The following is a 15,736-nucleotide window of genomic DNA, read 5'->3' on the forward strand; positions in this document are numbered from 1 at the left end:
TCGAATGTGAAAGTCTGCAAATGTGCAGCAATGGGAGCACCGCATGGATCGCTACGAGGCACAGCCTTAAAACATGAAGATCTAGAAGCCCAATGACTGAGAAAAAGCATTAAATCGCCTCGCCGTGGACCGCAGTACAATTGGAAAGGGAAGTGGTGATGGCCCGCGTGGTCGATGCGGATTGCGAGACTGCATTTCGCGCTTGGATCGATACCGCATAAATTGTTCAGTGGTTCGGACCGAGCGGCTTTGAAACGCACACCCATGAGATCGATATCCGCGTTGGTGGGGGTTGGCGATTCGACATGAGGGCAGCACTGGATGGGACTGCCTTCCCAAATCGCATGGAGTTTCTGCGGATCTAGCCATCCAGCATGATAGAGTTCATCCATGGGAGTGATGTAGAAAACGATGCTGACGCTTTTCGCATGCTGGTGACTTTCGACCAGCAGAACAATGGCAAGACGGCAGTCACTCTGCGTCAGATGCACCCCTCGGCTGAACGTCGCGCTATCGTCGTTGGATTTGGTGCCGTCGAATACGGGGCTCAAACCTGGGATAAATTCGCAGCGTTCGTTGCAAAGGAAAGCCCCCCGCCACGCCCAAATGCTGGGGAACTCCCTGATCAAATTTTGCAGTCGGACATTCAAAGCGCGACATGAACGGTAACTTTTTTCCGCGAAGCAGCCCTTGGTGTAGGTCGTAGCGAAAGTCCAATTCCCCGCCCGAAACATTGATTGACGCGAACGGCCCATTGCTGACGTTGATTTAATGCCATCACGCTGCGCTGCAGCTAACGGTTAACTGCCGGTCAAAGGCGTCTACAAATCTAGGGGCTATTCAATGCCTTATTGGGCTGAGGAGTAGAATATGCGACAGACAACTGGAACGCGCCAAAGCCTTGGCGCGGTCGGGGGGAGCGAGGGTCCAACACAGATATGGGGGTGGCCCTAAAGATTAATTATTCTTTTTCATATGCCGCGCGGGCAGCTTTGTATGCGCTCAGAGCTGGCTGTAGGTCATTGAGAGTGTTTTCCATCACTGATCTGTCGTCTTTTTCAGAGGCTATTTCCAGATTTTTACACAGGCTGTGTAGATAGATTGCGCCAATCATGCCGCTTGCACCTGCTATTGAATGTGAAATTGTTTTGATATCTTTGGCGTCATGCGTCGTGAGTAAGAGTGCTATATCTGCCTCGATTTGCGTCACAAACGCATCTAGACGGCTCTGCATTTTTGCAGGGCCAAGGATGTCCCGCAATTCTTGAAGTTGTTGCGTATCAATATGCTTTGAGGCGGGTGAACTGGCCGCAGTCTGAAGGTTTACACCATTGAGCGCGGCGGCAATCGTCGCACGTCTAACGGGCTTTTCAATCGTGGCCAATATGCCGACGTTTTCGAACGCCAATTTGTCCTCAGCCATGACATTTGCGGTAACGGCAAAAATTGCTGTGTTTTTGTTGGGACCGTTTCCGGCCTTGATCAATTTGGTGGCCTCGACGCCGCTGATGCCAGGCATGGAAATGTCCATCAAAATGGCATCGTAGCCCTGTATTTCACAAATATTTACGGCCTCTTGACCTGTTTCTGCCAGCGCCACTTCGTGGCCCATTTTGGTGAGCATGGCTTCGATCAGTTCACGATTAACGGCATTATCGTCCACCACCAAAAGGCGCATAGGCGCAGTGCGGGTCGACGTCTCAGGCGCGTTATTTATCTGTTGAAATGCGTTTTCTTCGCATGGTGTGAACGGCAGTGTGACAACAAAAGTAGATCCGATACCGATTTGAGACATACATTGGATGTCACCTCCTAAGCGCTCGACTTGTCGCTTTACGATGCCAAGACCAAGCCCCGTGCCACTTTTACGTTTTTCGTAACGGTCTCCAAGAGAGACAAAGTCGTCGAAAATACGGTCAATATCGTCGTTTGAAATGCCGATGCCGCTGTCAGTCACTTTAACGATCAGGTGATGCAGGTCATCGTGTGTTTCTTCTATCTGTGTCGTTAATGTGACCGATCCTTTGGGCGAAAATTTGATGCCATTGCTGAGAAGGTTGCCGAAAATTTCCCTAAGTGCGCGTGGATCAGACAGAATTGGCGCCTTGGTTTCATCTGCAAGGTGGGTGTTCAGCAAAACATCTTCGCTGTCAGCAAAAGGCTTTAGAGACTCCGCGATTGAACTGATCAAGTCGGTAAAAATGAGCGGCTCTAGCGAAAGCGTCTCGTCTGCATCCAATCTCTCAATCATCAGAACATCGTTGATGTGTTCCATAAGCACATCGCCTGATTTTGTCGCGGCCTCTAAGTATTTCTCTTGTTCTTGAGACATCTCAGTCGTGCCCAGCAAATCCAGCGCTGCGATCACACCATTCAAAGGTGTGCGCATTTCGTGGCTCATGATGGCGAAGAAACGAGATTTTTCTTTTGAATTCTTAAGTGCCTGATCCCGCATCTCAAGGATTTCAGCCTCATAGGCTTTTTGGTTCGTGATATCACGAAAATAGGTCACAAATTTATTGTCGTCGCCATCTTTGACCAACCCAGAGCGCACAGCGGCGGGGAATTCCCGACCATCTTGCGCCCGCAGTGTAAATTCTTTCTCTCCTCGGTCAGCTATGCTGGTCATTCCAGTCTGGCGAAATTTTTTGAGATTTTTCAGTAGTTCACCTTGATCTCGGCGAGGGACTAGATTTTCGATAAAGGAGTTGGAAATCAATTCTTCCGAACTTGCGGCGAATAGCTCTTGTGCAGCCTCGTTTATATCAAGGATCACGCCGCGGTCATTTATCAGCAGAACAGCATCACCAGAGGCTCGAAGCATTGTGTCTAATCTGGCTTTTTCAGCCAATGCGCTGGCACGTGATTGGCGCAGGTGTTTGGATTGCTTTGAGAGAACAAAAATAGTGAGCAATAGGGTCAATGTGATGGCGATCAGCAGGTAAAAGAGCCATGATACATATAATGTAATTTCGCTGCGTTGTTGTTCGGCGCGCTCTGCATGAATTTTAATAGAATCGATCGCGATACGGCGCGGCAATGGAGCGATATCCGCCATGAGGCCAGATATCTGAGTCCATTGCGCGCGCAGGGACGCATCGTTGCTGTCGATCAGATCAAGTGTGTTGTCGAGCTTTGCTAGCAAAGTATCGATATCTGTCGCATCATCTTGCGCATTGAGGTGAAGCGTTTGCGCCAGTTTGGTTCGGCTGTAAAATACGTTGAACTGTTTGCGGAACGCATTGAGATCTTGTGACTCATTGTTTTCAAGGCTGTGCTGAAGGTTCATAAGCTTGAGATATTCGACTTCAAGTTGGGAATAGGCCCAACCCCGTTGGTCGTTACGCGCTGTGTTCAGCTCTTCTAATCGTTCCCAAAAAGAAAATGATAGCAAAGCTATGAACGCGAACGCCAGCAGGATACTCAGTAGCCACACTCTTTGAAACCACGGGTTTTCAAACCGATTTTTGCTCTTGCTACGCATTTTCAATTAGGCCAGTTCATTCAGCAAAGGTAACACGGTCGAGTTGCCAAATTGAACGGCTATAATAAATCTCAGATTGATATTCTTCATTCTGATCAAATGGGTAAATGACCCAAAGCGGGCCGTTTTCGCGTACAGACATGGCTTCGCCATTCAAAGCATATGCGATGATTGGTCCATTTTCCACTGCGTCGGACACAGGGATTTCAACCGTATAGTCATTGATTGCAGTCGCACGCATCGTACCCTCGGTGACGTCGAAACGCGCCACGAAATCTTTTAATGAGACCCCCTTGAACACTTGCATGCCGCCTTGCGTCCACTGTGTTGTGGTTGCAAATTCGTCAAACGGCATGGATTTGAGGTCTTCCATGGTCAGTGCAACGCTTTCTTCGCCTTGATTGACTGTCAGCACAACCTCTTGGGCAAATGCTGTTACAGGCAAGCAAAGGGCGCTGACCATTAGAATAGATTTCAAAAAAGACATATTGTTTTCTCCTGACGATACGAAACTGAAGGGATAGTTGCAGTTGCCTTTGGCTTTTTCCATCGCTCATCAGCACATGGCTTATATCCTTTCGTATAGTTTTATATTCTCACACGTTTAAATTGTATATTTACTAAAGGTGCCAAAGTTCTGTTATGCTAAGGTTAGCTCCATAGGGGCAGTGAAATATACGTTCGTATCCGTTCTTGAGAGGAATATTTATGTCGCTACGCATTTTAATTGCCGACGATCACGATCTTGTCCGCGAAACGCTTGCGATGTTTCTAGATGCAGACGGGGAAAGCCAAACGGTATCCGCAAAAGATCTGCGTGAGGCTTTGGAGATGATCAAAAGCGATGGCCCTTTTGATCTGGTGCTATTGGATTTTACAATGCCAGGTATGAAAGGGCTTGAGGGGCTGACAAAGGCGATTAAGGCCAATGAAGGCAAACCCGTTGGTTTGATTTCTGGAACAGCCACACGTTTGATTGCTGAACAGGCACTTGAAGCCGGTGCAGCAGGATTTTTGCCCAAAACGCTTCCGGCTAAATCTTTGGTGAATGCGGTGAAATTCATGGCCGCAGGAGAGGTCTACGCGCCAGTCCGTTTCATGTCTGGTAAGGACGACCCCGAAGAAACCGATTTTGAAAAGGATTTGTCAGAACGTGAACGCCAAGTTTTACGAGGGCTCATGGCTGCAAAGTCCAATAAGGAAATCGCCCGCGACCTTGATCTACAAGAGGTTACGATTAAGCTGCATGTCAAAACGCTTGCCCAAAAGCTGGATGCTAAAAACCGAACTGATGCCGCGATGATCGCGCGGGATGCGGGATTCGTTTAAGCGATTTACTGACTTTATTTTCTAGGAACGCGCCTCATTTGGATGGCGCGTTTTTTTGTCTTATCAGTTTTTTGATCGTCGTGACGATGCCATCGAAAAGACGAAAAAGAATCGGCGCTTAACAGCTCCTTCCGAAACACAGTTTATGACGTTCAGCCCATGTGGTTGTGATGTGTTTTGCTCCACTGCTCCACTGCTCAACAGCGTATAGGGGCGCTTGGCGTTGATTATGGTCATCCAGTTGCGATTGCCAGACATCGCGCCAATCCCGTCTCTCACACACATGCAAATAGGCACATTCGACCAGTATCGTCCGCTGGAACCGATCGTGGGAAATGGTGTCGAGGAAACGGCCTGTTTCGCTATTGAAAGTGCCATGCGCGTATCTCTCCATAAGTTCTGGAACGCATCTAAATTGAATGCGCGAACGGCGCGGGGCACTTTCGTGAACCATGGGACATATGACGCATATTCAGACAGTCGGATACTCTGATCCAAAGACTATTCGCTACCTATCCTAAAGCATATCCACCTCCCCACAGGCATCAAAATTTAGCCCTACGCGACAATGCGAGAGGCGCGGGTTTACGCAATCATAGGTCCATCACCGCTCGGACGCTCCCGAGCAGATGCGCAACCGTCGAAAGACCTTATGATCAGGAATGTCGTTCATGACCTGCCACCAACCTAAATATTTAAAGGCGCTTTATGTCAGCGCCGTTTTCAGCGTCTCAGCGGGCTCTCTTGCCGCTGATGCTCTCGAAAGCACAATGACGTTTCACATCGTTGAGACCTCATCAGAAGGTGTAGAAATGCTTGTAGAACGCGCCTCAGTAGAGCCGCGCGAAGTCATCCACTACACGCTCACTCACGAGAATAAGACAGACAAAGAAATGCAGGGGCTGATTATCGGCGCCCCTGTTCCAGAGGGCGTGTCCCTCTCTTTGGACGGCAACAGCACCTCTGTGCCTGCCACTTTCGAGGTCCAAGCGGATCTCGATCCCGAACTGGAAGGGCTTGAATGGTCGGCCCTGCCAGCGATGCGCAAAGTCGTCGAAGCAGATGGCACCCTGCGCGAAGAAGAGCTTCCCATCGAAGAGGTGCGCGCTGTGCGCTGGTCTTTGAGTGAAGCGCTTGAAGCGGGCGAAATCGCCCTCACCACCTATCGCGTTCGCGTCAACTGATCCGTCTTTTTCGGGTCTTTCACAAACTCTTACACACAAAGGTAAATCAACGTGTCATATCATTCTAAATTCATGCGTACGGCCAGTGTCGTAGCCGTCAGTGCGCTTGTGGGGGCTGCGGCCTTCGCGGCCCCTGAGGCCGGTGTTGTCATTGGCAACCAAGCGGTTGCCACTTATCAAAACGCCGCTGGTGACACCATTACGGTGACATCAAACACAGTGGAAACTGTGGTCCAGCAGGTTGCAGGTGTCACCCTGACCTCGAACAATTCCGAAACCATTGCGCCTGGGGGCAAAGCCTTCTTACCGCATGTCATCACCAATAACGGTAACGGCCCTGATAGCTTTGCGCTGTCCGCCGTGGAAGACGACACAGGTGCGCTCGACACCACGAGACTTGTTTTCTACCCAGATGCCAACATGGATGGTGTGGCGGATAGCTCCACCCCTATCACCGAAACGCCTGTCTTGGGTAACGGCGAGCAATTCGGTGTCGTGATCGAAGCCTCTGTCGCCTCCACTGCAACGGGCACTGATGACATCACAGTGACAGCCACGTCGCTTTTGGATGGCGCTGAGACTTCGGTCAACACAGATACGCTGACCATCTCTACTGATGCGATTGTCGAGCTTGTCAAAAATATGACGGTTGATCCCGGCATCAACGGGATTGTTGATTCAGGGGATGAAGTGACCATCACACTGACCTACTCCTCGACTGGTCTTGCCGCAGCCAACGATTATTCTGTGCAAGATATTCTTGACGCCGATTTGGTGTATCAAGCGGGATCAGCGGTTTGGTCCGATTCCTCAGTCGCGTTGAATGACGATAATACAGCGACGACGACCGACGCCACGAATGGCAACGGCGAAACCATTGCTTGGGATTATGATGATGCTCAGACTGTCGGCTTTACCATCTCGTCTGTCGGCTCTGGACGCTCGGGCAGCGTAACGTTCAAAGCGACGATTGCGTCTACTGCACAAGCTGGCATTGTTCAGAACACTGCAACTCAGACTGTCAACGGTGCCGCCTTCCCACCATCCAACACGGCTCAACTCACAGTGGATAATCAGTATAACATTTCTGTTGCTGATACTGCGATTGACGCGGCGGGTGCAGCCGATGCGGCGTCGAATGCATCGGGCACGGATGACGATACGCTCAACAATGATGTCGTCACCGAAAGCACGGACGTATATCAAGGTGGTGTTGTGAAGCATGAGTTTGTGCTGACAAACAACTCCAACGTTTCGGACAGCCTGTCCTTGTCGGTTGATAATCTAGACTTTCCTGCGGGAACAACTTTCCGCTTTGTTGGGTCCGACGGTGTAACGCCTATTGTCGGTCCGGTGGGGCCACTTGCGATCGGCGAAAGCACGAAAGTGACATTGATTGCCCAGTTGCCAACGGATCTCGCTCCAACTGCGACAACTGATTACACGGCGACAGTGACCACAACCTCTGAAGGTTCTGGCATTTCCGATACATCCACTGCCGAATTTGATGGTGCGATCCTTGCGTCGGCTGTTGATCTTGAGAACGCAGTCGTTGGGTCAGAAGGCGACGGTGCTGCGCCAACAAACGGCGGCAATCCATGGATCACCACAACCACTGATCCAGGCGCTCCTGTGACCTTTGAGATGCTCGTTGAAAACAACGGCCCTGTTTCAGATACCTATGGTTTGGCGCTCAATACACCGCTTCCAGCAGGTTGGACGGTAGAGTTTCAATTGGCTGATGGAACAGTAGTTTCGAACACAGGTACGATCGCTGCTGGTAATTCTTTGCCGATTACAGTCGTTGTGACGCCTGCTGATCTTGCGCCGCCAGCTGACACGTTGATTGATATAAACGTGGCCTCAGCGGTTTCTGGTCAGTCAGACAGCATCATCAACCAAGTGACTGTGAACGAGATCTATGATGTTGAAATCATCCAAGATCAAACCGTTCAGGCCTCTCCAGGTGGGGTTGTGGATATTCTGCACACAGTGACCAACGCAGGTAACGTGACCATCATCGATGGTGCGATCACTGAGAGTGGTTTGTCGGACTTTTCGGGCGCGATTTTCTATGACATCGACAACAACGGTGTTCTAGATGCTACCGACCCTGTGATCGACAACTTCAATGATATCGCTGGTGGCCTTGCAGCAGGTGACAGCCTGTCATTGATCTACCGTGTCCAGACACCTTCGACAGCAACCGTCGGTGTGTCCGAAATCGGTACCATCACTTTGGATAGCACGCTCAACACAACTGAAACCGACGCAGATACGGCTGACAACGCCAGCTCTGACACGATCCAGATTATCTCTGGTGACGTTACGCTGACCAAGTATCAGTACATCGATGCCGCATGTGATGGCACCGTGGGTGTCTTTACGAAAAACCGTCTCGACGTAGAGCCAGGTCAATGTGTGCGCTACCTCGTGGAAGCGGAAAACACAGGTTCCTCCGCTGCGGACAACGTGCTGATCAATGACGCGGCACCTGCCTACACCACGATCACCAACTGTGGTGGGTCATGTGATGCGGTGCTTGTTCCGGGCACATCCACATCAACGATCACCGCAACAGGTGTGAGTTCCAGCCATGGTACGGTTTTGCCAGGCTCTAAAGCATCAGTCGAGTTTACCGTTCAGGTAGAAAACTGATCCCTCCGCGCCCCCCAGTTTCCCTGCTCAGTTTGGGGGGCGCATTTTTTTCTCTCATTTGACGGATAGACCAGATGCGCGGTTTTTCTAATACGTTGAATGTATGCGCCGCTTCTCTCGTCGCTGTTGTCGCATGCGTCATGTCCCTCTCACCCAATACCTTGAAGGCAGATCCAGCCCCTGCAGGCGCGATTATTCGTAATATCGCCGAGGCGCGGTTCTATAATCCTGATTTGGGTCTCACCGAAACTGTTTACTCCAACCCAGTTGAAGCCACTGTCGCGGCGGTTCCTGCTGTTGAAGTATCTGGTTTCTCCGCACTTGTTTTGTCGCGCGGAGCGATCGGCCAATATTACTTTACTGTTGAAAACGTAGGCAATTTGGATGTCTCGACCAGTGTGTCTATGGTCGATTTAGATGCGCAAGATGTCAAACGTGACGGCCAGCTTTATCTTGATGTCAATAAGAACGGTGTCGTTGATTTTGGGGATGTCAAATTAGAACCCAATGCCGAAATCTCGCTTGAGACGGGTGCAAGTTCGCAGTTGATCTATGAATTCCGTATCGCAGCAGATGCCCGTCTCGACACGATTGTCGCATCACAACTGATTGTAGATGCAAGCGCTGGCGAGAACGAGAATGTACCTGTATTAGGCATAGCTGAAGGCGTGACCGAATTGGTCGCAGCTACGTTAGAGCTTGAAAAGACACAAAGCTTTGCACGTGGTGAGGATGCGGATCGCCTGACCTACACCCTGCGCATGCGCAACAATTCAGAAGAAGCCGTTGCCGCCTACGATAGGCTTGATGGTGGAGCGCTGCGTATCGACGGCGCCCCCGTGTCGGGCGTATTGCTACGCGATGCAATCCCACTGAATACTGTATTTGAAGCGCATCTGTCTCAGGGCGCGATGCAACCGCTTTTCCATCTGCGCGATATGCCCTTGCATGACTATACAAGTGTTGCCCCAGCCGATTTGACCGAAGTGGATGCGGTCGCTTTTTTCCACGAGGGCGACTATGCATCTGGTTTCTCAAGCGATGTGGTGTTCCGCGTGCGTGTGCCCCATGCTCTTGGGCCTGTCGAGATCGACAACACAGCACAGGTCAATGTGACCGAAGAAGTCAGCCAGCCGTCAAATACAGTCGTGTATGACCGCCTTGCCCAAAGTATCGCAGCGTTGCGCTATGTCGAGCCCAGCACAGATCTGGATATGGTTTACGGGGCGTTTGGGTTAGACACATCGTTGATCCTCAGTGCAGGGGCTTGCAATCAATCGTCTGATATTGATCAGGTTAATATCACCCTTCGCTCAACGCGCACCGGCGATGTGGAAACTGTTTTGGCAACTGAAACAGGGCCCAACACCGGAGAGTTTCGCACCGCGGCCATTCCCTTGGCCGAAATGGATTTACCACGTTCCGAAGATGGCGTGATGGCCACATCCAACGGTGACCGTATCGTTGCGCGTTCAGATTGTGCGCAGGCCACGCTTGAAGATAGTCTTTGGGTGAACCCAGGTAATTTTGTGTTCAACTCCGTAACAAATGATCCAATCGAAGGCGTTTTGGTGACGCTTGTCGATGCCGCGACTGGGGCGCTGGTCGATAGCACTGTGACAGATACGCAAGGTTTCTTCAGCTTTGACACCAATGAAACTGGCGTTTTCGCCTACCGCCTTGTTGGCGCGGATGATTGGACCTATCCGTCGGTGCGTCTTGATTTTCCGGGCTATGGCCGGATCGTGACCGAGGCGAGCTATGGCGCGGATTTCGCGCATCTCAGTGGTCCACCGCAGGTTGCCGATATTCCTGTTGATCCGTTCTACGGCACGCCACTTTCCTTGGAAAAAACAGTGGATCGTGATCAGGTCGCATTTGGCGAATTTGTGACTTACACATTGGATGTGACCAATAATATGTATCAGGCGTTGATGCATACGACCTTGATGGATAGTCCTCCGCGTGGTGTGAATTTGGTCCAAGGGTCCGTGCGTTTTGACGGTGCGGTTCTCCCCGACCCGACACGGGATGCCGTCGGTGATCTGAGTTTTGATCTCGGGACGCTCAAACCGCTTTCCAGCTATGAATTGAGCTACACGATGCAGGTCAGTGCTGGGGCGCGTGAGGGTGACAATATCAACACCGCACTCTTTTCGGGATATCAGGCGGGGACAGGCACTTTGCGCAGTTCTCCCGTGGCGCGTGCCCGTGTTTCTTTGAACAATAGCGGCGGAGTCTTCGCGCGTCAGGGGACGGTGATCGGCTCTGTTTTCATGGATTGCGATGGCGACGGCATACGCGACACGTTTGATGATGAAGACCGTCTTGGCCGTCATGCAGAGCCGGGCATCCCGGGTGTGCGCATCGTGACGGATCAGGGGCTGAGCGTTGTGACAGATATCGATGGTAAATATTCGCTTTATGGTCTCTCTGCGGTGACCCACGCTTTTCTTGTGCAACCCGAAACCCTGCCAAAGGGCAGCGAAATTCAAATCACCCGTACCAATGATCTGGGCCGTGCAGGATCGCGTTTGGTCCCGCTTAAAAAAGGCGAGTTGCGTGCAGAGCATTTCGCGGTGCAAGCCTGCACGCCAGAAATTATGAACGAGATTGATGCGCGCCGCACTTGGTTCGAAACAAATGCACAGACCGAAGCCTTGAGGGCTGCCGACCTGCCACTGGTTGGGTCACGTGCAGCGACACGTTCTGCGCGGACAGAAGCAGGCGTTGCGACCACAAGCCAGCTTTCACCTGCAAAATTGCAGCGCGAGGCCGAGGCCGTGGGCGCAGAAACAATCGTTCAAAAATCCCGCAGCCAACAACGCAGCCGCCCGCTGTCGCAACTGATGAACAGTTTGGACAATACGACTGGATTTATCGGTCTTGAAGACGGACAGGTTTTGGATCGCCGTAGCGCCTCAATCCGCGTCAAATCGAATATGGATCTGTCTCTCAGCCTTATCGTAAACGGGCGCGAAGTCGATGCTGATCGTATTGGCGAACGCTCCACGTTGGACTCCAAAAATTTGCAAGCCGTTGAGTTTGTTGCGGTCAGCCTGCGCGGTGATCAAAACACTTTAACACTGGTGGGCCGTGACCCGTTTGGGATCGAACGCGAGCGTGTTGAACTGACGCTGTTTGCCCCCAGCAACCCCGCAAAGGTTGAGGTGATTGCACCTGAGGTGGTCAATGCTGATCCGACCACGCCTTTTCCTGTGGTTGTGCGTATTCTTGATACGCGTGGACGTCCTGTCTTGGCCTCTTCGGTTGTGACGCTTGAGGCGCGCCGTGCGACTTGGGATGTGGAGGATATCCGCCCCAATGTGCCTGGTGTTCAGGTGTTTATCGACAATGGGGAGGCGACATTTGATGTCATTCCTCCACAAGTCTCTGGTCCTGATCGGCTTGGTGTTCGGGCGGGGTTCGATGATGGTGCAACCATCGTTGAGTTCACACCCAACTTGGATGAACGTATTCTGATTGGCGTGATCGAAGGTGCCATCACTTTGGGTGGTGACGGGGCGGGGACGCTTTTGCCAAAGGATCAGTTCTCGCATTTTGAGGACACGACTGAAGGCCTGCGTGGATCGCTGTATCTTAAGGGCGTGATCCGTGGTGAAACGCTTTTGACCCTGCGCTATAATTCAGACCGTGACACGGAAAGCCGGTTGTTTCGCGACATACGCGGTGATGAATACTATCCAGTCTATGGTGATAATTCCGAACGCGGTTTTGATGCTCAATCCTCGTCAAACCTTTTTGTGAAGGTCGAAAAGGGGCGTTCCTATATGCTTTATGGCGATATTGATATTTCGCCTGAGGCCGAGGCCTTTAAACTGGGTGGTCTGAGCCGTGTGGTGACAGGAGCCAAGGCACATTGGAGTGACGAACGCACCTCCGTGACTGTGTTTGCGGCGCGTACCAATGCGGAACAAAAGATTATTGAAATCCGCGGTCGCGGTGTCTCTGGTCCTTATGATGTGGACCTGTCGGGCTATATTGACGGCTCTGAGCGGGTCGAGGTGCTCGTGCGCGATGAGGAGGGGGGGGATGTCATCTCGACCGAACTTTTGCGTCGCGGCACGGATTATTTGCTAGATTTTTTCAGTAACACAATCACCTTCGATCGCCCTTTGCGCCAGTTCGATCTGGATGGCAATCCGATTTCTGTGCGTATGACTTTCGAAATCGAAGCTGAGAACGCTGAGAAATATTGGATCTATGGCGGCGAGATCAATCACACGCTCAATGAGCGGACAATGGTTGGTGCGCGCCTTGTTCATGCGGATGCAGAACGTGGTCATGATGCACGCACTCGAGTGGTTTCTGGCTATGTTGCGCATGAGGCTCGCAATGGTGGTGACTGGGAGGCAGAAATCGCACGCAGCGAGGACAAGGACGGCACAGCTGGAATGGGCGCACGTCTGGCCTATGAAATATCCACTGAGAACAGCCGTTTTTCCGCCGAAGCAATCTACACTAACAATAGTTTTGCGGCTCCGGGGGCCTTGGCGAATGCAGGAACCACGCAGATGCGTTTTTCCTATGGTCGCACTCTGAGCCGTAAAGCTGAGTTGGAACTCAACGGTGAATATGTTGAAGATCGGATCACTGACGCCAAACTGACTCGCTTGGACCTGTTGTATCGCTATCAAATGGAACCGCATCTGGGTTGGGAAATCGGCGCGGAAATCGCACAACGCACAGCAGCAGGCGAGAGTAAAACGCAATCTGCGCTGATCGCCGGAGTGAATTGGGTGCCACAGGACCGCGACAATACCCGTGTGGATGCGCGCCTGCGTTTTCCTGTATCGGGCGATGGCGCAACAGAACTCACTCTTGGCTTAACAAGTGAGCCAGAAAAAGGTTGGACGGTCTATTCCGAAACAGAGCTGCGTTTTAATAAAGGTGCGACGATCACCCGCTTTGCTATGGGCTTCGACTATCAGATGACCGACTGGCTTACTGGGACGTTTGATCTTAGCCGTGGCGCTGGGGATCTGGCGACCACCTATACCCAAGGCGTGGATGCTGTTTGGGATTATAACGACTTCACAAGCTTTACGTTGGGCATTGAGCATTCGCGCGAAATGGAAACGTCACGCTCCAAGCTCACCTCTGTGGCGTTGGGTGCCAAATGGAGTTCTGCTGATGACACTTGGGTTGGGGATGCCGATCTTGAGGCAACGTTCGAACCGACGGGTGAAACCTATTATGCCAGCTTGGGTATGGCGGGTAAGTTAAACGACGATTGGACTGTTTTGGGGCGCTCACGCATCGCGCTCGACAATCGCGATGGTGACGACAGCATGCGGATTAGGACTCGCATAGGGGCCGCATATCGCCCTTTGAATGATCCGCGCATGGAAGTGCTTGCGTGGTATGAACATCGCCTTGAGGAAAAGCATGGCACGACCCAAACGCATATGTGGTCCGTTGATGCGACCTATGAAGCCAGCGCGGATTTGCGCCTGAACGCCAAATATGCAGGTCAGCACCAAAACTACCGCTTGCCGGGCCATGCTGATGCCGCGTCGCTCACCCAACTGGTGCAAGCCGGTGTGAATCAGGAATTCTCGGACGATCGTTTTCAAGTTGGTGCAAATATAAGCCATCTTTGGGACGATGCCGGAAATCGTTCTGTGGGGCTTGGGGCTGAGCTGGGCTTTGTCCCTGCAAAAGGTACCCAAATTGCCATCGGCTATAACCACAGCCGCGGGCAGGTCGCAGGCCAATCTGATCTATACCAGGATGGCCTCTACCTTCGATTTAATCTTCTTCTTGATAATTCCCTTTGGAATCATCTGGACCAGTTTCTTGGCAATTGAGCGACACGGTTGCCAAGAAGGCCGCCCCCAAGCGCATCTGGGGGCGGCCACTTTTTTATCCACCAGCACAGGTCACTGCCCGTAAGGAAACGGCATCTGCTCGTAAGTAGAGTGGAGCCTATCCTTTTGAGGTCTGCACAGGCCTGATGCGCAAAAGAATTTCGATCCCATAAAGCGCATCATGAAACACGATTTCATGTCGCAATGGAGATCCTAATGAAAACTTTAACTTACACGCGTCCCGTCCATGAGCGGGCATCTTTTCTAACGGCTAACTTTTTGGCCTCTCTCGCAATGAGCGTCGCCCTGTCTGGTGAGGCTCAGGCCGAACAGACCAGCTTTGATTTGAATTACAATGCGCTTCAAATTATGCCAACCTCCCTGCCTTCGAGGCTGGATTTGCCGTTTGATACACAGGTTACAACAGCTGAAATCTTGCGTACATACATGCCCTCATTTGAAAGCACTGCAACGGACCATTTGAAATCCCTGATTGCCTCTGTGGAGGCGGCAAGCGCAGGTTATGACGCAGTGGTTCACAGTGCTTGGATTAAACCTGCGGCACGCCCAACCGAGATGACGATCGCGCAGATTTACGATTGGATCGATGCAACTCCTAATCAAAATCACGCGATAGGTCGCTATCAAATCATTCCGGCGACACTCAAGCGGCTGGTCAGAAAAAGTGGTCTTCCTCTCTCTTCTAAATATTCGGAAATCACCCAAGATTTTCTCGCGGATATGTTGTTGGAAGAAGCAGGCTACAGACGCTTTTTGAGCGGCAGTTTAAGCCAAGGTGAATTCATGAACAAACTGGCGCGTATCTGGGCGGGTCTACCGTCATCGAACGGGCGATCTTACTACCATGGCATTTCAGGCAACCGCGCGGTGATGTCCAGAAAGCGCTTTGACCAGACAATGACCGCGATATTTTCAAGCGGGGCTCAAAGCAAACAGGTGTCGGAATTGTTGAGATTCTAAAGAGGGCACCCCTCCTTCTTTAGATACCCAGAGGTCTGCGTGCTTGCCGCAGCCTAACTTGATGCCGCCTTCGGGCGGCATTTTTTTGTTTCCTACTCCACAGTATAGCGCGTCCTTACTTTTGCTTTTCTTGTAGTCGTAAGTCTATTTTAAAGTCTTTAAGTCAGTATGTTATGTTCTTTTTGGGGGCGCAAATGAGCGCCTGAATGAAAGACGTCATACACAGTTTCGGCCATTCTAAATCTGCGTTTTCGGACGTGTCGCAAAAA

9 protein-coding genes are annotated in these 15,736 nt (G+C 51.4%); 7 read left to right on the forward strand and 2 right to left on the reverse strand.

Annotated features, from left to right (window positions below; translation table 11 throughout):
• Positions 1-221 precede the first annotated feature (221 nt).
• Positions 222-365: an SRPBCC domain-containing protein gene (locus EDD53_RS15015; protein WP_281277939.1), complete on the forward strand. Its 144-nt coding sequence runs from the start codon at positions 222-224 to the stop codon at positions 363-365.
• A 9-nt stretch (positions 366-374) separates the two neighbouring features.
• Entirely contained in the window at positions 375-662 is a 288-nt protein-coding gene (locus EDD53_RS14930; protein ID WP_246002112.1) for an SRPBCC family protein, read from the forward strand.
• Positions 663-961: 299 nt separating this feature from the next.
• Here the strand turns inward: EDD53_RS14930 and EDD53_RS00065 are convergent, their stop codons facing one another.
• Together EDD53_RS00065 and EDD53_RS00070 are read right to left on the reverse strand one after the other, a co-directional pair.
• Positions 962-3,289, reverse strand: coding sequence for a hybrid sensor histidine kinase/response regulator (locus EDD53_RS00065; protein ID WP_170162645.1), 2,328 nt, complete (start codon positions 3,287-3,289; stop codon positions 962-964).
• Between the two features lie 211 nt (positions 3,290-3,500).
• Entirely contained in the window at positions 3,501-3,971 is a 471-nt protein-coding gene (locus EDD53_RS00070) for a putative pterin-binding protein (RefSeq protein ID WP_123791175.1), read from the reverse strand.
• Between the two features lie 221 nt (positions 3,972-4,192).
• Here EDD53_RS00070 and EDD53_RS00075 point away from each other — a divergent pair, with 221 nt between their 5' ends.
• From EDD53_RS00075 to EDD53_RS00095, 5 genes are all read left to right on the forward strand, one after another.
• Positions 4,193-4,813 carry a response regulator transcription factor gene (locus EDD53_RS00075; protein ID WP_123791176.1) on the forward strand — a complete coding sequence of 207 codons (621 nt, stop codon included), beginning with the start codon at positions 4,193-4,195 and terminating at the stop codon, positions 4,811-4,813.
• Positions 4,814-5,583: 770 nt separating this feature from the next.
• A complete protein-coding gene (locus EDD53_RS00080) occupies positions 5,584-5,997 on the forward strand; it encodes a hypothetical protein (protein WP_246002113.1) in 414 nt (137 codons plus the stop codon).
• Positions 5,998-6,048: 51 nt separating this feature from the next.
• The gene (locus tag EDD53_RS00085) at positions 6,049-8,655 is read left to right on the forward strand and encodes a beta strand repeat-containing protein (protein WP_246002116.1); all 2,607 of its coding nucleotides are present in this window, start codon (positions 6,049-6,051) and stop codon (positions 8,653-8,655) included.
• A gap of 140 nt (positions 8,656-8,795) precedes the next feature.
• Complete coding sequence (locus EDD53_RS00090; RefSeq protein WP_246002118.1) at positions 8,796-14,486, forward strand: hypothetical protein; 5,691 nt, start codon at positions 8,796-8,798, stop codon at positions 14,484-14,486.
• 216 nt (positions 14,487-14,702) lie between these two features.
• Positions 14,703-15,467: a lysozyme family protein gene (locus EDD53_RS00095; protein WP_123791179.1), complete on the forward strand. Its 765-nt coding sequence runs from the start codon at positions 14,703-14,705 to the stop codon at positions 15,465-15,467.
• Positions 15,468-15,736: the final 269 nt, after the last annotated feature.

This window comes from Pacificibacter maritimus (assembly GCF_003814915.1).
Taxonomy (GTDB): Bacteria; Pseudomonadota; Alphaproteobacteria; order Rhodobacterales; family Rhodobacteraceae; genus Celeribacter; species Celeribacter maritimus.

Coding starts and splice junctions, on each gene's coding strand:
- EDD53_RS00070 (WP_123791175.1), bottom strand. CDS start 3,971: ATGTCTTTTTTGAAATCTATTCTAATGGTCAGCGCCCTTTGCTTGCCT.
- EDD53_RS00095 (WP_123791179.1), top strand. CDS start 14,703: ATGAAAACTTTAACTTACACGCGTCCCGTCCATGAGCGGGCATCTTTT.
- EDD53_RS00065 (WP_170162645.1), bottom strand. CDS start 3,289: ATGAACCTTCAGCACAGCCTTGAAAACAATGAGTCACAAGATCTCAAT.
- EDD53_RS00090 (WP_246002118.1), top strand. CDS start 8,796: ATGTCCCTCTCACCCAATACCTTGAAGGCAGATCCAGCCCCTGCAGGC.
- EDD53_RS00075 (WP_123791176.1), top strand. CDS start 4,193: ATGTCGCTACGCATTTTAATTGCCGACGATCACGATCTTGTCCGCGAA.
- EDD53_RS14930 (WP_246002112.1), top strand. CDS start 375: ATGATAGAGTTCATCCATGGGAGTGATGTAGAAAACGATGCTGACGCT.
- EDD53_RS00080 (WP_246002113.1), top strand. CDS start 5,584: ATGACGTTTCACATCGTTGAGACCTCATCAGAAGGTGTAGAAATGCTT.